This window comes from Paracidovorax sp. (assembly GCF_057642795.1).
Genome location: NZ_JBXYZY010000034.1, coordinates 12,547 through 31,208, shown reverse-complemented (window position 1 = coordinate 31,208; position 18,662 = coordinate 12,547). Strand labels below are relative to the sequence as shown.

Below are 18,662 nucleotides of genomic sequence, written 5' to 3'. Positions count from 1 at the left end.
ATAGGAGAGTCCTCGCATGAATCGCGAATTGTTGATGTTGGTCGAAGCCATTTCGCGCGAAAAGAACGTGGAGCGCGACGTGGTGTTCGGCGCCGTGGAGTTGGCCCTGGCCCAGGCCACCAAGAAGCTGTATCCGGGCGAGGTGGACATTCGCGTGTCGATCGACCGCGACAGTGGCAACTACGAGACTTTCCGTCGCTGGCTGGTGGTGCCCGACGATGCCGGCCTGCAGAACCCGGATGCCGAAGAACTGCTCATGGATGCGCGTGATCGCATTCCCGACATCGAAGTTGGTGAGCACATCGAAGAGGGTGTCGAATCCGTGCCCATCGGCCGTATCGGTGCAATGGCCGCCAAGCAGGTCATTCTGCAGAAGATCCGTGACGCCGAGCGCGAGATGCTGCTGAACGATTTCATGTCGCGGGGCGAGAAGATCTTCACCGGCACCGTCAAGCGCATGGACAAGGGTGACATCATTGTCGAATCCGGCCGTGTGGAAGGCCGCCTGCGTCGCTCCGAGATGATCCCGAAGGAAAACCTGCGCAGCGGTGACCGTGTGCGGGCCATGATCATGGAAGTGGACCTGACGCTGCGCGGCGCTCCGATCATCCTGTCGCGTTCGGCGCCAGAATTCATGATCGAGCTCTTCCGCAACGAAGTGCCCGAAATCGAGCAGGGCCTGCTCGAGATCAAGAGCTGTGCGCGTGACGCAGGCAGCCGCGCCAAGATCGCCGTGCTCTCACACGACAAGCGCGTGGACCCGATCGGCACCTGCGTCGGCGTGCGCGGCACCCGCGTGAACGCCGTGACCAACGAGCTCGCCGGCGAGCGCGTGGACATCGTGCTGTGGTCCGAAGACCCGGCGCAGTTCGTCATCGGCGCGCTGGCCCCGGCCAATGTCTCGTCCATCGTGGTGGATGAGGAAAAGCACGCCATGGACGTGGTGGTCGACGAGGAAAACCTCGCCATCGCCATCGGCCGCGGCGGCCAGAACGTGCGCCTCGCTTCCGACCTGACGGGTTGGAAGATCAACATCATGGATGCGGCAGAGTCTGCTCAGAAGCAGGCCAATGAAACCGACACGGCCCGCCGCCTGTTCATGGAAAAGCTGGATGTGGACGAGGAAATCGCCGACATCCTGATCGCCGAAGGTTTTGCCAGCCTCGAAGAGGTGGCCTACGTGCCGCTGCAGGAAATGCTGGAAATCGAGAGCTTCGACGAAGACACGGTCACCGAACTGCGGTCGCGTGCCAAGGACGCCCTGCTGACGATGGAAATCGCCCGCGAGGAAAGCGTGGAAGGTGTTTCGCAGAACCTGCGCGACCTGGAAGGCCTCACGCCCGAACTCATCGCCAAGCTGGCGGAGGGTGGCGTCAACAGCCGCGACGACCTGGCCGATCTGGCCATCGATGAATTGACCGAACTGACCGGACAGTCGCCGGAAGATGCCAAGGCCTTGATCATGAAGGCGCGCGAACACTGGTTCGCAGGGCAGCAAGAGTAAGGGTAGGGAGGTACCAATCCAATATGTCCAGTAATACCGTCGCCGAGTTCGCCACCGAACTCAAGAAGTCTCCCGAGACCCTGCTCGATCAACTCAAGTCCGCAGGCGTGACCAAGTCTAGCCCTGGCGATGCGCTGTCTGAAGCCGACAAGCAGAAGCTGCTGTCCTTCCTGCAGGCCAGCCACGGAACCGTGGCCACTGACCGCCGGAAGATCACCCTGACCAAGAAGTCCACCAGCGAGATCAAGCAGGCGGACGCCACGGGCAAGGCGCGCACCATCCAGGTTGAAGTGCGCAAGAAGCGCACCTTCATCAAGCGTGAAGACGAAGCCGACAACGCGCCCGAAGCTGAAGATGTTCACGAAGCGCCGAGCGCCGAGGACCAGGACCTGGTGCGCCGCGAGGAAGAAGCCCGCGGCCAGGCCGAGCTGATCCGCCGCCAGGAGGAAGAGCTCAGCGCGAAGCGCCTCGAACGCGAAGCCCGCGAGCAACGCGAACGCGAAGCTGAAGAGCGCGCCGCAGCCTATGCTGCCCAGGAAGCCGAGAAGGCTGCCCAGGTGTCGGCGCAGCGCCAGGAAGTGGTGCGCGGCCAGGCCGCAGAAGCTGCCGCACGCGCCGCCGCCCAGGCCGAGGCACGCGCCAAGGCCGAGGCCGAGTCCGCCGCCCGCGCCGCAGAGGAATCCGCTCGCGCTGCCGACCTCGACGAGCGCCGCCGCAAGGCGCTGGCCGAGGCCGAAGCCATCCGCGCCATGATGGCCGCACCCAAGAAGGTGCTGGTCGCCAAGAAGCCTGAAGAGCCCAAGCCGGCTCCCAAGCCCGCTGGCGCGGCCGATGCCAAGAAGGGCACGCTGCACAAGCCCGCAGCCACGCCCGGCGGTGCTCGCACCGCTGCGCCTGCCGCTCCGGGCGGCGCTGGCAAGGAAGTCAAGTCCGCCAAGCTCTCTTCGAGCTGGGCCGGCGATCCTGCCAAGAAGAAGGAAATCAAGACCCGCGGCGACAGCAGCGGTGGCGTGGGCCGCAACAGCTGGCGCGCCGGCCCGCGTGGCCGCCGTGGCAACGACCGTGGCGACGACCATCACCACCAGCAGCAGGCGCCCGTGGAGGCCCGCATCATCGAAGTGCACGTGCCCGAGACCATCACGGTGGCCGAGCTCGCGCACAAGATGTCGATCAAGGCGTCCGAAGTCATCAAGGCGCTGATGAAGATGGGCCAGATGGTCACCATCAACCAGCCGCTGGATCAGGACACGGCCATGATCGTGGTCGAGGAAATGGGCCACAAGGCCGTCGTGGCGGCGCTGGACGATCCGGAAGCCTTCACCGACGAGGACGTGTCCGGCCAACAGGCCGAGCAGCTGCCCCGCGCTCCCGTGGTCACCGTCATGGGCCACGTGGACCACGGCAAGACCTCGCTGCTGGACTACATCCGCCGCACCAAGGTGGCTGCGGGCGAAGCCGGCGGTATCACGCAGCACATCGGCGCCTACCACGTCGAAACGCCGCGCGGCATGGTGTCGTTCCTCGACACCCCCGGCCACGAGGCCTTCACGGCCATGCGTGCCCGTGGTGCGCAGGCAACCGACATCGTCATCCTGGTGGTGGCGGCCGACGACGGCGTCATGCCGCAGACGAAGGAAGCCATCAAGCACGCCAAGGCTGCGAAGGTGCCGATCGTGGTGGCCATCACCAAGTCCGACAAGCCCGATGCGAACTTCGATCGCGTCAAGCAGGAACTGGTGGTCGAAGAGGTCGTGCCCGAAGAGTACGGCGGCGATTCGCCGTTCGTGCCCGTGTCTTCCAAGACCGGTGCCGGCATCGACGAACTGCTGGAGCAAGTGCTGTTGCAGGCCGAAGTGCTGGAGCTGAAGGCGCCTGTCGATTCCCTGGCCAAGGGCCTGGTGATCGAAGCCCAGTTGGACAAGGGCCGCGGCCCCGTGGCTACGGTGCTGGTGCAATCCGGCACGCTGAAGGTGGGCGACGTGGTGCTGGCCGGCCAGACCTATGGCCGCGTGCGTGCCATGCTGGACGAGAACGGCAAGACGGCCAAGACGGCCGGCCCTTCGATCCCGGTGGAAATCCAGGGTCTGACCGAAGTGCCTCAGGCTGGCGACGAGTTCATGGTGCTCTCCGACGAGCGCCGTGCCCGCGAAATCGCAACCTACCGCGCCGGCAAGTTCCGCAATACCAAGCTGGCCAAGCAGCAGGCTGCAAAGCTGGAGAACATGTTTGCCGACATGACGGCGGGCGAAGTGAAGATGTTGCCCATCATCATCAAGGCCGACGTGCAGGGTTCGCAGGAAGCGCTGGCCCAGTCGCTGCTCAAGCTCTCGACCGACGAGGTCAAGGTGCAGCTGGTGTACGCCGCAGTGGGTGCGATCAGCGAGTCCGACATCAACCTCGCGATCGCCTCCAAGGCCATCGTGATCGGCTTCAACGTGCGTGCCGATGCCGGCGCGCGCAAGACGGCCGAAAGCAACGGCGTGGACCTGCATTACTACAGCATCATCTACGACGCCGTCGATGAGCTGAAAGTGGCCATGTCCGGCATGCTGGCTCCCGAGCAGCGCGAAGAGATCATCGGTACGGCCGAGATCCGTACGGTGTTCGTGGCCTCCAAGATCGGTACGGTGGCGGGTTCCTACATCACCTCCGGCATGGTCCATCGCAACGCACGCTTCCGCCTGCTGCGCGACAACGTGGTGGTGTACACGGGCGAAGTCGAATCGCTGCGCCGCCTCAAGGACGACGTCAAGGAAGTCAAGGAAGGCTTCGAGTGCGGCGTGAAGTTGAAGAACTACAACGACATCAAGGAAGGTGATCAGCTGGAGTTCTTCGACATCAAGGAAATCGCACGGACGCTGTAAGCCATGGCTGCCAAGAAATCCTCCACGCCCAACCGCGGCTTCAAGGTCGCGGATCAGATCCAGCGCGATCTGACCGAGCTCATCGCGCGCGAACTCAAGGACCCGCGCGTGGGCATGGTCACGCTGCAGGGCGTGGAAGTGACGCCCGATTACGCCCACGCGAAGGTCTTCTTCAGCGTGCTGGTGGGCGATCCGCAGGCGACGCAGGAAGCGCTGAATCAGGCCGCAGGTTTCCTGCGCAACGGCCTGTTCAAGCGCCTGCACATCCATACCGTGCCGACGCTGCATTTCGTCTATGACCGCACGACCGAGCGCGCGTCCGACATGAATGCGCTGATCGCGCGCGCCGTGGCCTCCCGCTCCAAGGACGACGAAGCAGCATGACGGCACGCGCTCCCCGCATCCGGGTGCAGCGGCGCCCGGTGCACGGAGTGCTGCTGCTCGACAAGCCGCTGGGCTTTTCCAGCAACGACGCCTTGCAGAAGGTGAAGTGGCTGCTGCGCGCCGAAAAGGCGGGCCATACCGGCACGCTCGATCCGCTGGCCAGCGGCGTCCTGCCGCTGTGCTTCGGCGCGGCGACCAAGTTCAGCCAGCTGCAGCTCGAAGCGCCCAAGACCTACGAGGCCGTGGCGCTACTGGGCGTGACCACGTCCACCGGCGATGCCGAAGGCGACGTGCTGGCGCGCTGCGACGTCGATCCGGCCCAGCTCACGCCCGAGCGGCTGGCCGAGGTGCAGCGGCAGTTCTCCGGACCGATCCGGCAGGTGCCGCCCATGCACAGCGCGCTTAAAAAAGACGGCAAGGCGCTCTACGAATATGCCCGCGCGGGCATCGAGGTGGAGCGTCCGGCCCGCGATGTGGTCATCCATGGCCTTCAACTGGCGCTGGTGCTTGAAGATCCTGCGCAGCCAGCTATCAAAATGATAGTGACCTGCAGCAAGGGCACCTACATCCGCACCCTGGGCGAGGACATCGGCCAGGCGCTGGGTTGTGGCGCGCACCTGACGTTCCTGCGCCGCATCGATACGGGCGGCCTGGACGTGGAGCGCTGCGTCACGCTGGCCGCGCTGGAGGCCATGACGGAAACCGAGCGGCTGGCCTGCGTGCAGCCGGTCGAGACGCTGCTGGCGGGGCACACACGTGTCACGCTGGACAGCGACAATGCCGCCCGATTCCTGTCGGGCGTGCGGCGCCGTGGCTCCTGGCCCGACGCCGCCGCCGTGGCGGTCTTCGGCGAACGGCCGCATGCCCTGCTGGGCGTGGGCCACACCACCGCTGGCGAGCTGGTGCCCGAGCGGCTCCTGAGCCCGCTCGAAATTCAACAGATTCTGGGAATCGAAAACACGCCGCCGGCCACCGCGCCCGGCACATTGGAAGCACTATGAGCAAACAAATCCGCAACATCGCCATCATCGCGCACGTTGACCATGGCAAGACCACCATGGTGGACCAACTGCTGCGCCAGTCGGGCACCTTCGCCGACCATGAAAAGGTCGTCGATACCGTCATGGACAACAACGCGATCGAAAAAGAGCGCGGCATCACCATCCTGGCGAAGAACTGCGCCGTGAGCTGGGAAGGCACGCACATCAACATCGTGGACACCCCCGGCCACGCGGACTTCGGCGGCGAAGTCGAGCGTGCCCTGTCGATGGTGGACAGCGTGGTGCTGCTGATCGACGCGCAGGAAGGCCCCATGCCCCAGACGCGCTTCGTGACCAAGAAGGCCCTGGCCCTGGGCCTGCGCCCCATCCTGGTGGTGAACAAGGTGGACAAGCCCGGTGCCAACCCCGACAAGGTCGTGAACGCCGCTTTCGACCTGTTCGACAAACTGGGCGCGACCGACGAGCAACTCGACTTCCCCGTGGTGTACGCCTCGGGCATCAACGGCTGGTCGTCGCTGGAAGAAGGCGCTCCGGGCGAGCAGTGGGGCCCCGACATGTCGGCCCTGTTCAACACCATCCTCAAGCACGTGCCGCCGAACTCCGGCGACCCGACCGCTCCGCTGCAGCTGCAGATCTCGGCACTGGACTTCTCCACCTTCGTGGGCCGCATCGGCGTGGGCCGCATCAGCCAGGGCACGCTCAAGCCCGGCCAGGACGTGCTGGTCATGGAAGGTCCTGACGGCAAGAGCGTCAAGGGCCGCGTGAACCAGGTGCTGACCTTCCAGGGCCTGGACCGCATGCAGACCCCGCTGGCCGGCCCTGGCGACATCGTGCTGATCAACGGCATCGAGGACATCGGTATCGGCGTGACCGTGACCGACCCCGCCAACCCTGCGCCGCTGCCCATGCTGAAGGTGGATGAGCCCACGCTGACCATGAACTTCTGCGTGAACACCTCGCCCCTGGCCGGCCGTGAAGGCAAGTTCGTGACCAGCCGCCAGATCTGGGACCGCCTGCAAAAGGAACTGCAGCACAACGTGGCCCTGCGCGTGAAGGAAACCGACGAAGAAGGCATCTTCGAAGTGATGGGCCGGGGCGAACTGCACCTGACCATCCTGCTGGAAAACATGCGCCGCGAAGGCTATGAGCTGGCCGTCTCCAAGCCGCGCGTGGTGTTCCGCGACATCGACGGCGTCAAGCATGAGCCTATCGAGCTGGTCACGGCCGACATCGAAGAAGGCCACCAAGGCGGCGTGATGCAGGCCCTGGGCGAGCGCAAGGGCGAGCTGGTCAACATGGAATCCGACGGCCGTGGCCGCGTGCGCCTGGAATACCGCATTCCGGCGCGCGGCCTGATCGGCTTCACCAACGAATTCCTGAACCTGACGCGTGGTTCCGGCCTCATCAGCAACATCTTCGACAGCTACGAGCCGCACAAGGGCGACATCGGCGGCCGCAAGAACGGCGTGCTGATCTCCATGGACGATGGTGAAATCTTCACCTACGCCCTGGGCAAGCTCGACGACCGCGGCCGCATGTTCGTGAAGGCCAACGATCCGGTGTACGAAGGCATGATCGTGGGCATCCACAGCCGTGACAACGACCTGATCGTGAACGCCACGCGTACCAAGCAGCTGACCAACTTCCGCGTCTCCGGCAAGGAAGACGCGATCAAGATCACGCCCCCGATCGACCTCACGCTGGAATACGGCGTGGAATTCATCGAGGACGACGAGCTGGTCGAAATCACGCCCAAGAGCGTGCGCCTGCGCAAGCGCTTCCTGACGGAAAACGAGCGCAAGCGCGCTTCGCGTTCCTGATCGGGCGCATGCGCCGAAGCGGCGGGGGCTGAGCCTCCACCGCGCACGGACAAGGGTGAGCCGGCCGCGAGGCGGGCTCACCCTTTTTGCCGTCCGGGCCTGCCGACAAGGCCGGCTTCAAGAGAGTTTCCGAACCCCCGTGGTTCGTTGTGCGCCCGCCTCTGCATGAAGGCAGCGCTGGAGAGTGGATATGGCGAGCGTGAAGGCAGGGGAGAGCTGGGGCCGGCTCACCCACGGCAGGGCCGTATGGCTGATGGTGGCGGTCACGCTGATGTGGTCCATTGCCGGCGTGGTCACGCGCCACCTGGAGGCGGCGCGCAGCTTCGAGGTCACCTTCTGGCGCAGCCTCTTTACCGTGGTGGCGCTGCTGGTCATCCTGCCGGCCCTGCAGGGCCGGGCGGTGTTCGCCGCCATGCGGCACGGCGGCCGGGCGCTCTGGGTGTCGGGCCTGTGCTGGGGCGTGATGTTCACCGCCTTCATGGTGGCGATCCTGCTCATGCCGGTGGCCAACGTGCTGGTGACCATGGCGGTGGGGCCGTTGCTTACCGCGCTCTTCGCCTGGGCCTTCATCGGCCACCGCATCGCGCCGCGCACCTGGGCGGCCATCGGCGTGGCGGGCGTGGGCATCGGCTGGATGTATGGCTCCCAGATGGCCGGCCTGCCCCTGCTGGGCACCGTCGTGGCGCTGTGCGTCCCCGTGGCGGCAGCGGTGAACTGGACGGTGGTGCAACATTCGCAGCGCCACGGCCATGCAGTGGATCTGGCCCCTGCCGTGCTGGTGGGCGCGCTGCTCTCGGTGGTGGCGACGCTGCCGGTGGCGCTGCCCTTTCAGGCGTCGGCGCATGACTTGGGCTTGCTGGCGTTGCTGGGCGTGGTCCAGCTGGCCGTGCCCTGCGTGCTGGTGGTCCGCTGCGGCCAGGTGCTCAAGGCGCCCGAGATCGCGCTGCTCGGCCTGCTGGAAGTGATCTTCGGTATCGTGCTGGCCTGGCTGGGTGCGGGCGAAGAGCCCGGCCCCGCCGTGCTGACGGGCGGCGCACTGGTCATCGGTGCGCTGGTGTGCAACGAACTGCTGGGTTGGAGAGAACAACGATGAGCGAGAAGAACATGGAGACCACGACGACGACTGCTGACGCATCCGCGAAGGGCGCTGCGGCCACCGCTGCGGCGCAGGGCGAGATCCTGACCGAGGTGCGCGGCCGGGTGGGCTTCGTCACCCTGAACCGGCCCAAGGCGCTCAACGCCCTGTCGCTGGGCATGGTGCGCGAACTCATGCGCGTGCTGCTGGCCTGGCGGCAGGATTCGGATGTGCTGGCCGTGGCCATCCGCGGCAGCAACAAGGAAGGCCCGTTCGGCGCGTTCTGCGCGGGCGGTGACATCCGCTTCCTGCACCAGTCAGGCAGCCAGGGCCACCCGCAGCTGGAAGACTTCTTCACCGAGGAATACGCCCTCAACCACCTCATCCACCACTACGACAAGCCCTACATCGCCTTCATGGACGGCATCGTCATGGGCGGCGGCATGGGCATCAGCCAGGGCGCGAGCCTGCGCATCGTGACCGAGCGCACCAAGATGGCCATGCCCGAGACGGCCATCGGCCTCTTTCCCGACGTGGGCGGCGGCTACTTCCTCTCGCGATGCCCGGGCCGGGTGGGCGAATGGCTGGCGCTCACTGGCCAGACCATCGGCGCCGAGGAGGCCGTGGCCGCCCGCCTGGCCGATGGGCGCCTGGCCGCGGCCGACCAGCCTGCGGTGTGGGATGCGCTGGGCAGCCAGCCCTTCGCCGACGGCGCGGCCGTGCAGCAATGGGTTGCTTCGAAATTGATAGCTGGCGGCCAAGAGGACATAAGCGCTGGAGGCCAAATCAACCAGTATTTCAGCCTGCCCGACGTGCCCGCCATCGTGGTGGCGCTGGAAGCCGCCGCAGGCGATGACGACTGGTGCCGCACTACCGCCGCCACGTTGCGCCAGCGCTCGCCGCTGATGCTCTTCGTGGTGCTGGAGCAGATCCGCCGTGCGCGGGGCATGGGCCTGGCCGACGACCTGCGCATGGAGCGCGACATGGTGCGCCACTGCTTCTACCTGCGCCCTGGCCAGAGCGAGACGCTGGAAGGCATCCGCGCGCTGGCGGTGGACAAGGACCATGCACCGCGCTGGAACCCTGCCCGCATCGAAGACGTGGCGCCCGAGCAGGCCCTGGCCTTCTTCGAGAGCCCCTGGCCCGCCCACGCGCATCCGCTGGCGGCCCTGGCCGATTGAGCCGGCCGCTGCGGCTGCTGCGGCTAATCCGGCACCAGCTGCCGGTGGACGGCCGTAGCCAGCGCCAGCAGCGCGGCGCGGGGCATCTCGCCGCTCAGCGCATAGCCGAAGCCCTGGTCCACCCAGTAGAAGCTGGCCACGGGGCCTTCCTCGTGGAAGCGGAAGGCCGTCTCCGCGGCGTGCCCGCCCGCAGCGTTTGCCGCTGCCTCGACGGCGCCCACATACAGAGTGATGCGCTGGCCGCCCGCGTTCTGGTACATGAACTGTGCCCGGGCGCCTGCGTCGCCGGGCAGCAGCCGCCCGCCCATCAAATCGAAGCCCTCCGCTGACAGCGCCGGCACGGCCAGCGGCCGGCCCAGCCGCTTCGACAGCCATTGCACCAGATGCTCGTGCTGCGCGGCCGTGACCTCGACCGGGTGGCGCTGCTCGGGCTGGAACACTGCATGGGCCACGGCCGCCTGCCGCACGAAGGCCTGCGGCGTGCCGGTGGTCTGGGCCAGAGGGGCATGCAGGTCGTCCGAGGGGCTCCACTGGCCGTGCAGGTCCCAGCCCAGCCCGAAGGCCAGCAGCCAGCCGGCCGCGATGCCGCCCCAGCGGCGCCAGAGCATCTGCTGGTCGCGCCGGTGCTGCAGCGCATCGGCCGCGCGGCGCAGGTCCTGCGGCGGATCGGCATCTCCCAGTCCGGCATGGAGGGCGCGCAGGGCGTCGCGCTGCTGCTGCCAGTCCGCCAGGCGGGCGAGGGCGTCCGCATCCAGCCGGGCGCGCAGGGCGTCGGCTTCGTCGGGCGGCAGTTGGCCATCCACCAGCGCGTGCAGGCGGCGGTCGTCGTCGTCATCCACGGGCGAGGGGGCGGGGCGGTTCATGGCGGTGGCTCCATCGTCATTTCAGCCGCCGCAGCGCGGGCGGCGAGCCGTTGGTGGGGGCCGGCCGTGCAGGGCGGCTGCCGGCCTCCGCTGTGCCATCCAACATCCATTCGCGCATGCGCGAGCGGGCCCGCGAGAGGCGAGACATCACGGTGCCGATGGGTACCTGCAGCACCCGCGCTACCTCGGCATAGGGCATGTCTTCCAGCGTCACCAGCAGCAGCACGGCGCGCTGGTCGGCAGGCAGGCGCTGTAGGCAGCGCTCCAGGTCCAGCGCCGTGTCGTGGCCGGTGGCGGCCGCGGGAAACAGGTCAGCGGCTGCGGAGTCATGTGGGTCCAGCACCTGCAGAGGCGCGGCGCCCCGGCGCTGGTTGAGATAGAGGTTGTGCATGAGCGTGAAGAGCCACGCCCGCAGGTCAGTGCCACTGCGCCATAGCAGCCATTTGCGGCAGGCGCGCTCCAGCGTGTCCTGCACCAGATCGTCGGCCGCCCAGCGGTCGCCCGTCAGCATGCGCGCATAGCGGCGCAGGCCGGGGAGATGGTCCAGCACCTGGGTGCGGTTCATGGCGGGCGAGGGCGGCTGGTGACCAGGGGCCGGTCAGGGCGTGGCGGTGCGCCAGACCTTGTTCACGCCGTCGCCGGTCTTGTCGCCGGGCTTGGCGTCCTTGACCCAGTAGTAGAGCGGCTTGCCCTTGTAGGCGATCTGCCGGCTGCCGTCATCGCGCTGGACGACGGAGTAGTCCGGGCCGGCCGGTGCCATCGCGCCTGCCATCAACGGGGGCCAGTTGACGGCGCATTGCCCATTGCAGACCGACTTGCCGTTCCCCGCAGTGTCCTTGTCGAAGGTGTAGAGCGTCATGCCGTTGGCGCCGACCAGGACGCCGTTCTGCACGCTCGCCGGGGCGGCGGGCTGGGTGGCGGCGCAACCGCCGGCCAGCGCCAGCGCGGCCAGGATGGGGGCCAGGGTGGTGAGCTTTTTCATCGGATTCTCCTGTGATGCCGGCCGCGCCGCGTGCGGAATGCACGGGGCAGGAGGCGGCCTGCGAAGGGATGAACACCGGCGGCCGGGTGTTTATTCCAGGTCCGCGCAAAAAAAGCCGGGCCCGCTTGCGGGCCCCTCAGCCACCCGCATCAGCGGTGATGCACCTTCATCGCGCGTTCCACTTCGCGCTTGCCTTCGCGGTCCTTGATGGTGTCGCGCTTGTCGTGCTCGGCCTTGCCCTTGGCCAGGGCGATTTCGCATTTCACGCGGCCGTCCTTCCAGTGCAGGTTGAGCGGCACGAGTGTGTAGCCCTTCTGGTCGACCTTGTTCACCAGCTTCTGGATCTGCTCCTTGTGCAGGAGCAGCTTCTTGGTGCGCGCGGCCTCGGGGTTGACGTGGGTCGATGCGGTCTTGAGCGGGTTGATCTGGCAGCCGATCAGAAAGAGCTCGCCCCCGCGGGCGAGGACATACCCGTCGGTGAGCTGCACCTTGCCTTCGCGCAGGGCCTTCACTTCCCAGCCTTGCAGCACCAGGCCGGCTTCGAGGCGCTCTTCGAAGAAATAGTTGTATGCCGCTTTTTTGTTGTCGGCAATGCGGGACGATGTTTCGGGTTTCTTGGCCATGGTTTCCAGATGCGGCGCAAACCGGGAGATGAAAGGCCTCCCTACAATTGTTGTCGTCTCGCTCGCCGGGATTTTAGGACAGGCCACTTCGGGAACCCGTCCCACCCGATGTGCCACTGCACGCCTCTACCATTTGAGCCCATGAAATCCGTCAACAAGTCCGTCCTGATCTGGTATAGCCCCGAAGAAATGTTTGCCCTCGTGACGGACGTGGCCAAGTACCCGGAGTTCCTGCCCTGGTGCGACCGCGCGGCGGTGCTGGAGCGCGATGGCGACACGATGACGGCCGAGGTCGGTATCGCGCTGGGCGCCCTCCGCAAGTCGTTCGTCACCCGCAACACCCATGTGCCGGGGCGCAGCGTGCAGATGCAGCTGGTCAAGGGCCCGTTCTCGCAGCTGGAAGGTATCTGGCAGTTCCACCCGGTGGGTGACGGCGCCCAGCGCGCCTGCAAGGTCGAGCTGCAGCTGCAGTACGGCTTCGACAACGCGGCGCTCGCGGCCCTGGTGGGCCCCGTGTTCGACCGTATCGCCGGCACCATGGTGGATGCCTTCATCAAGCGCGCCGAACAGGTCTATGGCTGAGGCCGGGTCGCAGGCTACGCAAGCGGCAGCACCCGTGCTGCGCATCGTCGTGGCGGCTTCGCGCGCCCCTGGTGCCGTGAAGGAATGGAATCTGGAATTGCCGTCCGGCTCCACGGTGGGCGACGCCCTGAAGGCCTGTGGGCTGGATCCCGATGATTTGCGGGGCACCCCCAGCATCTGGGGCCGCGGCGCAGAGCCCGGGCAGCGGCTGCGCGACCTCGATCGTGTGGAGTGGACGCGCGCGCTGTTGGTGGACCCGAAGACGGCCCGGCGCGAACGTTTTGCCCGGCAGGGCGCGCGCTCCGCAGGTCTGTTCGCGGGCCGCAGGCCCGGCGCCAAGGCGGGTTACTGAACCACTTGATGGCGAGCTTGCTCGCAACGAGCGGCTGCGCGCCGCCACAAGAAATCAGCGGGCCGCTGTGCAGTCGGAGGCGATCACGGAATCCAGGCGCTGGTTTTCGGTCAGGCGTGTGGCGTCGTCCATGAAACCGCGTTCCCCTTTGGCATTGGTGTGTGCCATCAACTGGCCCGAATTGAGCGTTGTCTTGGCCTGGCGGGCTCGGGCGCAGTTCTCGGCGCGGGCCTGCGCCAGCCGGTCCGCCTCCGCCTTCTTCTTATGGGCTTCTGCGGCCTCAGCCTCGGCCTTCTTCTTTTCCAGGGCCGGGTCCTTGCCTGGTGCGGCGGCTGCGCTGGCGCTCCGGGCGGGCGGCTTGGCGGCGCCGTCGCCGCTGTCGGCCGGTGCGGCCGTGCTGGCTGGGGCGCCATTGGGCTGCGCCAGGATCTTGCTGGGCAGCACATCGACTGGCGGGGGGCGGTCGCTGAAGACCTTGCGCCCGTCCTTATCCAGCCACTGCCATTGTGCCGAGGCGCTCAGGGCCCAGGACATGGCCAGTGCGAAGAGAGCCAGCTTGTGCTTCTGTGTCATGCGCGGCAGTTTATCCGCAGGACCGGCGGGGCACCAGCGGCTCTCATCCGGGCCACTTGCGCCCGTGTCACACGGTGACGGGTACAATCCGGCTTTTGGAGCTTTCTCATGCGCCTTCTTGGAAAAGCGCTCACCTTCGACGATGTGTTGCTGGTGCCAGCGTACTCCCAGGTCCTGCCCAAGGACACGTCCCTCGCGACGAAACTCTCCCGCAATATCCAACTGAATCTTCCGCTCGTGTCCGCCGCCATGGACACGGTGACTGAAGCTCGCCTGGCCATCGCCATAGCGCAGGAGGGCGGTATCGGTATCGTCCACAAGAACCTGACGCCCCAGGAGCAGGCAGCCCAGGTAGCGAAGGTCAAGCGCTACGAATCGGGCGTGGTGCGCGATCCGGTGGTGATCACGCCGGAGCACACGGTGATGCAGGTGCTGCAGCTGTCCGAGCAGTTGGGCATTTCGGGCTTCCCGGTGTGTGACGGTGGCAAGGTGGTCGGTATCGTGACCGGGCGCGATCTGCGTTTTGAAACCCGCTACGACGTCAAGGTCCACCAGATCATGACGCCGCGCGAGAAGCTCATCACCGTCAAGGAAGGCACCTCGGCTGCCGAAGCCAAGGCGCTGCTGAACAAGCACAAGCTCGAGCGCCTGCTGGTGATCAACGACGCGTTCGAGCTCAAGGGCCTGATCACCGTCAAGGACATCACCAAGCAGACCAGCTTCCCCAATGCAGCGCGCGACAGCAATGGTCGCCTGCGCGTGGGGGCCGCCGTCGGCGTGGGTGAGGGCACGGAAGAGCGCGTGGAAGCGCTGGTGAAGGCCGGCGTCGATGCGATCGTGGTGGATACGGCCCACGGCCACAGCAAGGGTGTGATCGAGCGCGTGCGCTGGGTCAAGCAGAACTATCCGCAAGTCGACGTGATCGGCGGCAACATCGCCACCGGCGCCGCCGCGCTGGCCCTGGTCGAAGCGGGCGCCGATGCGGTCAAGGTCGGCATCGGCCCAGGCTCCATTTGTACCACCCGCATCGTCGCGGGCGTGGGCGTGCCGCAGATCATGGCCATCGACAGCGTGGCAACGGCGCTCAAGGGCACGGGCGTGCCCCTGATCGCCGACGGCGGCATCCGCTACTCGGGCGACATCGCCAAGGCCCTGGCCGCCGGCGCCAGCACCATCATGATGGGCGGCATGTTCGCCGGCACCGAAGAGGCGCCGGGCGAAGTGATCCTGTTCCAGGGCCGCAGCTACAAGAGCTACCGCGGCATGGGCTCCATCGGCGCCATGCAGCAAGGATCGGCCGACCGCTACTTCCAGGAATCGAGCACCGGCAACCCCAATGCCGACAAGCTGGTGCCCGAAGGTATCGAAGGCCGCGTGCCCTACAAGGGCTCGATGGTCTCCATCGTCTTCCAGATGGCGGGCGGCGTGCGTGCGGCCATGGGCTACTGCGGCTGCGCCACCATCGAAGAGATGAACAACAAGGCGGAGTTCGTAGAGATCACCACCGCCGGCATCCGTGAGAGCCACGTCCACGACGTGCAGATCACCAAGGAAGCGCCCAACTACCGCGCTGACTGACCCGTCAGCATCCACAGGCCCGAACCCGCGAAGAGAGGTGTTCGGGCCTTTGTCTTTTCCGTTTCCCGTCGCCTGACCCGCCCGCCATGCAACACCAGAAAATCCTCATCCTCGACTTCGGCTCGCAAGTCACCCAGCTCATCGCCCGCCGCGTGCGCGAAGCCCACGTGTACAGCGAGGTCCATCCTTGTGATGTGACCGATGAATGGATCCGCGAATACGCCAAGGACGGCTCGCTCAAGGGCGTGATCCTGTCGGGCAGCCATGCCAGCGTCTATGAGGACTCGACGGACAAGGCGCCGCAGGCCGTCTTCGAGCTGGGCGTGCCGGTGCTGGGCATCTGCTACGGCATGCAGACCATGGCCCACCAGCTGGGCGGCAAGGTGGAAGGCGGCCACAAGCGCGAATTCGGCTTCGCCGCCGTGCGCGCCCACGGCCATACCGAGCTGCTCAAGGACATCGCCGACTTCACCACGGCCGAAGGCCACGGCATGCTGAACGTGTGGATGAGCCATGGCGACAAGGTCACCGAGCTGCCCCCGGGCTTCAAGCTGATGGCCAGCACCCCGAGCTGCCCCATCGCCGGCATGGCCGACGAGACGCGCCGCTTCTACGCCGTGCAGTTCCATCCCGAAGTCACGCACACCGTGCAGGGCAAGGCGCTGCTCGAGCGCTTCGTGCTGGGCATCTGCAACGCCGCGCCCGACTGGGTCATGGGCGACTACATCGAGGAAGCCGTCCAGAAGATCCGCGAGCAGGTGGGTGACGAGGAAGTCATCCTGGGCCTGTCGGGCGGCGTGGATTCGTCCGTCGCGGCAGCGCTGATCCATCGCGCCATCGGCGACCAGCTCACCTGCGTCTTCGTGGACCACGGCCTGCTGCGCCTGAACGAAGGCGACATGGTCATGGAAATGTTCGAGGGCAAGCTGCACGCCAAGGTGATTCGCGTGGATGCGAGCGAGCTCTTCCTGGGCAAGCTGGCCGGTGTGAGCGACCCGGAAGCCAAGCGCAAGATCATCGGCGGCGAATTCGTCACCGTGTTCAAGCAGGAAGCCGCCAAGCTCAAGGCCGGCGATGGCGGCCACAAGGGCGCGACCTTCCTGGCGCAGGGCACGATCTACCCCGACGTCATCGAATCGGGCGGCGCCAAGAGCAAGAAGGCCGTCACCATCAAGAGCCACCACAACGTGGGCGGCCTGCCCGAGCAGCTCGGCCTGAAGCTGCTGGAGCCGCTGCGCGAGCTGTTCAAGGACGAGGTGCGCGAACTGGGCGTGGCCCTGGGCCTGCCGCCCGAGATGGTCTATCGCCACCCCTTCCCCGGCCCGGGCCTGGGCGTGCGCATCCTGGGCGAAGTGAAGAAGGAATACGCCGACCTGCTGCGCCGCGCCGACGCCATCTTCATCGAAGAGCTGCGCAACTTCACCGACGAAGCCACCGGCAAGAGCTGGCACGACCTGACCAGTCAGGCCTTCACCGTCTTCCTGCCCGTCAAGAGCGTGGGCGTGATGGGCGATGGCCGCACCTACGACTACGTCGTCGCCCTGCGCGCCGTGCAGACCAGCGACTTCATGACCGCCGACTGGGCCGAGCTACCCTACGCGCTGCTCAAGCAGGTGTCGGGCCGCATCATCAACGAAGTGCGCGGCATCAACCGCGTGACCTACGACGTGTCGAGCAAGCCGCCGGCGACGATCGAGTGGGAATGATGGAGGCCATGCCGGCGACCCGTTCGCTCGCATGAGGCGCTAACCCGCCCTCCATGGAAGCCAGCCTGGCCTTGCAGCCGGCTGGCTTTTTTTTCGGCTGCAGAACGGGGGCAGATTTGCTGGCGGGCTGCGCAGCGGTAGCGCCGCAGCCTACAGACCGTGGGCGGGCATTCCCACGGCAGGGGCGGTAGCCGGCCGCACGGCGGGGCGGCCGGCACGGTCGTAGCTTGAAGGCATGCACACCAAAGACCTTCATCTCCATGCCGAGCGCCATGACGCAGGGCCCGCTGGGCCTGCCGAAGCCCGGGTCACTGCGTTCATTGCCGACAGGATGTTTCCCTGCGTGGGCGCCAAGTCGGCCCTCAACAAGGGCCGGCTGCACACGCAGGCCTTCGGGCCGCTGGCCGACCCTGCGCACACCGAGCGGCTGCGCCAGGCATTGCGGGAATATTCCGCGCGCTACCCTGACCCGGGCTCTGTTCCCGCGACTTTCGTCGCCACCTTCGCGGAGCAGGCCATGGATGAGTCCACATTCGAGCGGCGCATGTGGCGGCAGCTGCAGGCGCTGCACGATTGCGACATGGCGCGCGGCGGCGCCTGGGCCGCGGGCGTGAGCGACGACCCTGCGCGGCAGGATTTCTCGTTCAGCGTGGATGGCCGGGCGTTCTTCGTGGTGGGGATGCATGCGGGCGCTTCGCGCCTTGCGCGGCGCACGCCGATGCCGTGCCTGGTCTTCAATTTCCATGAGCAGTTCGAGCACCTGAAGGCCACGGGCAAGTACGCGGTGATGCAGGAAGCCATCCGCGCCCGCGATCGGGCCCTGCAGGGGGAGATCAACCCGGTGCTGGCTCGCTTCGGCGAGTCTTCCGAAGCTCGCCAGTACTCCGGCCGCGCCATCGAGGCCGACTGGAAATGTCCGTTCCACTCCAAGGCGCACGAACATGCATGAATGCCATCAGGGTTCTTCTCTTTGCCGGATTCCGCCCCAGTCCGGAACGGCCTTCGAACTGCAAGCCGGCGATGTGCTGCGCATCCATGATCCGCTGGGCGAGCAGGTGGCGGATCTGTTCGCCTTCCATGCGCAGGACCACGGCTGCAGCCTGTCGTCGGGCCGCAGCATCGACTATGCGTCGAAGATCTACCTCAGCACGGGCGACACGCTGTACTCCAACGATAGCCGGCCCATGTTCCAGATCGTGGACGACACGGTGGGGCGCCACGACTTCCTGCTGACGCCCTGCAGCCAGGAGATGTTCGAGATCCTCTACCGCCATCAGGGCCATCACCCGAGCTGTTTCGAGAACCTCTACCGCGCGCTGGCCGCCTACGGCATACGGCCCGAGCAGATCGGCACGACCTTCAACGTATTCATGAACGTGGAGGTTGCGTCCGACGGCGCGGTGGTGGTGAAGGCGCCGCGGTCCAAGGCCGGAGACCACATCGACCTGCGGGCCGAGATGGATCTGATCTGCGGGCTGACCTCGTGCTCGGCCGAGAACTCCAACAATGGGAGCTTCAAGCCGATCGACTACGAAATCCTCCGCGCCGGCGCCGTGCGCTGACCGATGCCGAGG

18 protein-coding genes are annotated in these 18,662 nt (G+C 66.5%); 13 read left to right on the top strand and 5 right to left on the bottom strand.

The genetic code is table 11. The features are described 5' to 3' along the window. The first annotated feature begins 16 nt into the window (after nt 1-16). The 7 genes from nusA (at nt 17) to AC3A84_RS12955 (ending at nt 9,829) form a co-directional block, all read left to right on the top strand. Nucleotides 17-1,504 (top strand): transcription termination factor NusA, encoded by a 1,488-nt coding sequence (gene nusA, locus AC3A84_RS12985; RefSeq protein ID WP_092941401.1) that lies wholly within the window; start codon nt 17-19, stop codon nt 1,502-1,504. Between the two features lie 23 nt (nt 1,505-1,527). Further along, the gene (infB, locus tag AC3A84_RS12980) at nt 1,528-4,368 is read left to right on the top strand and encodes a translation initiation factor IF-2 (protein WP_487970122.1); all 2,841 of its coding nucleotides are present in this window, start codon (nt 1,528-1,530) and stop codon (nt 4,366-4,368) included. A 3-nt stretch (nt 4,369-4,371) separates the two neighbouring features. Beyond that, the gene (gene rbfA / locus AC3A84_RS12975; protein WP_343589315.1) at nt 4,372-4,752 is read left to right on the top strand and encodes a 30S ribosome-binding factor RbfA; all 381 of its coding nucleotides are present in this window, start codon (nt 4,372-4,374) and stop codon (nt 4,750-4,752) included. Then, nucleotides 4,749-5,753, top strand: a complete 1,005-nt coding sequence (gene truB, locus AC3A84_RS12970; protein WP_487970120.1) for a tRNA pseudouridine(55) synthase TruB — start codon at nt 4,749-4,751, stop codon at nt 5,751-5,753. The genes rbfA and truB overlap by 4 nt, the downstream gene beginning before the upstream one ends. Beyond that, a complete protein-coding gene (gene typA / locus AC3A84_RS12965) occupies nt 5,750-7,573 on the top strand; it encodes a translational GTPase TypA (protein ID WP_343589311.1) in 1,824 nt (607 codons plus the stop codon). The genes truB and typA overlap by 4 nt, the downstream gene beginning before the upstream one ends. 190 nt (nt 7,574-7,763) lie before the next feature. After that, nucleotides 7,764-8,666, top strand: coding sequence for a DMT family transporter (locus AC3A84_RS12960; RefSeq protein ID WP_487970118.1), 903 nt, complete (start codon nt 7,764-7,766; stop codon nt 8,664-8,666). A gap of 11 nt (nt 8,667-8,677) precedes the next feature. Beyond that, the gene (locus tag AC3A84_RS12955; RefSeq protein WP_487970576.1) at nt 8,678-9,829 is read left to right on the top strand and encodes an enoyl-CoA hydratase/isomerase family protein; all 1,152 of its coding nucleotides are present in this window, start codon (nt 8,678-8,680) and stop codon (nt 9,827-9,829) included. A gap of 23 nt (nt 9,830-9,852) precedes the next feature. Here AC3A84_RS12955 and AC3A84_RS12950 read toward each other — a convergent pair whose 3' ends face one another. From AC3A84_RS12950 to smpB, 4 genes are all read right to left on the bottom strand, one after another. Next, a complete protein-coding gene (locus AC3A84_RS12950; protein WP_487970117.1) occupies nt 9,853-10,692 on the bottom strand; it encodes an anti-sigma factor family protein in 840 nt (279 codons plus the stop codon). Between the two features lie 16 nt (nt 10,693-10,708). Beyond that, on the bottom strand, nt 10,709-11,257 hold the full coding sequence (locus tag AC3A84_RS12945; RefSeq protein WP_487970115.1) for an RNA polymerase sigma factor: 549 nt from the start codon (nt 11,255-11,257) through the stop codon (nt 10,709-10,711). Between the two features lie 33 nt (nt 11,258-11,290). Next, entirely contained in the window at nt 11,291-11,674 is a 384-nt protein-coding gene (locus AC3A84_RS12940; protein WP_487970114.1) for a COG4315 family predicted lipoprotein, read from the bottom strand. Nucleotides 11,675-11,823: 149 nt separating this feature from the next. Then, nucleotides 11,824-12,297 (bottom strand): SsrA-binding protein SmpB, encoded by a 474-nt coding sequence (gene smpB / locus AC3A84_RS12935; RefSeq protein ID WP_092941383.1) that lies wholly within the window; start codon nt 12,295-12,297, stop codon nt 11,824-11,826. A gap of 141 nt (nt 12,298-12,438) precedes the next feature. Between smpB and AC3A84_RS12930 the strand changes: the two genes are divergently transcribed. Together AC3A84_RS12930 and AC3A84_RS12925 are read left to right on the top strand one after the other, a co-directional pair. Further along, entirely contained in the window at nt 12,439-12,879 is a 441-nt protein-coding gene (locus AC3A84_RS12930) for a type II toxin-antitoxin system RatA family toxin (RefSeq protein ID WP_487970112.1), read from the top strand. Continuing rightward, nucleotides 12,872-13,231, top strand: a complete 360-nt coding sequence (locus AC3A84_RS12925) for an RnfH family protein (RefSeq protein ID WP_487970111.1) — start codon at nt 12,872-12,874, stop codon at nt 13,229-13,231. The genes AC3A84_RS12930 and AC3A84_RS12925 overlap by 8 nt, the downstream gene beginning before the upstream one ends. Before the next feature lie 54 nt (nt 13,232-13,285). Here AC3A84_RS12925 and AC3A84_RS12920 read toward each other — a convergent pair whose 3' ends face one another. Next, on the bottom strand, nt 13,286-13,804 hold the full coding sequence (locus tag AC3A84_RS12920) for a DUF4124 domain-containing protein (RefSeq protein WP_487970109.1): 519 nt from the start codon (nt 13,802-13,804) through the stop codon (nt 13,286-13,288). A gap of 108 nt (nt 13,805-13,912) precedes the next feature. Between AC3A84_RS12920 and guaB the strand changes: the two genes are divergently transcribed. The 4 genes from guaB to AC3A84_RS12900 all read left to right on the top strand — a co-directional run bounded on the left by guaB (nt 13,913) and on the right by AC3A84_RS12900 (nt 18,650). After that, nucleotides 13,913-15,382 carry an IMP dehydrogenase gene (gene guaB, locus AC3A84_RS12915; RefSeq protein ID WP_487970108.1) on the top strand — a complete coding sequence of 490 codons (1,470 nt, stop codon included), beginning with the start codon at nt 13,913-13,915 and terminating at the stop codon, nt 15,380-15,382. Between the two features lie 86 nt (nt 15,383-15,468). Further along, nucleotides 15,469-17,088, top strand: coding sequence for a glutamine-hydrolyzing GMP synthase (gene guaA / locus AC3A84_RS12910; protein WP_487970106.1), 1,620 nt, complete (start codon nt 15,469-15,471; stop codon nt 17,086-17,088). A 235-nt stretch (nt 17,089-17,323) separates the two neighbouring features. Continuing rightward, on the top strand, nt 17,324-18,037 hold the full coding sequence (gene gntA, locus AC3A84_RS12905) for a guanitoxin biosynthesis heme-dependent pre-guanitoxin N-hydroxylase GntA (RefSeq protein WP_487970105.1): 714 nt from the start codon (nt 17,324-17,326) through the stop codon (nt 18,035-18,037). Next, nucleotides 18,030-18,650, top strand: coding sequence for a DUF1989 domain-containing protein (locus AC3A84_RS12900; RefSeq protein WP_487970103.1), 621 nt, complete (start codon nt 18,030-18,032; stop codon nt 18,648-18,650). Before gntA ends, AC3A84_RS12900 begins: the two co-directional genes overlap by 8 nt. The last annotated feature ends 12 nt before the right edge of the window (nt 18,651-18,662 follow it).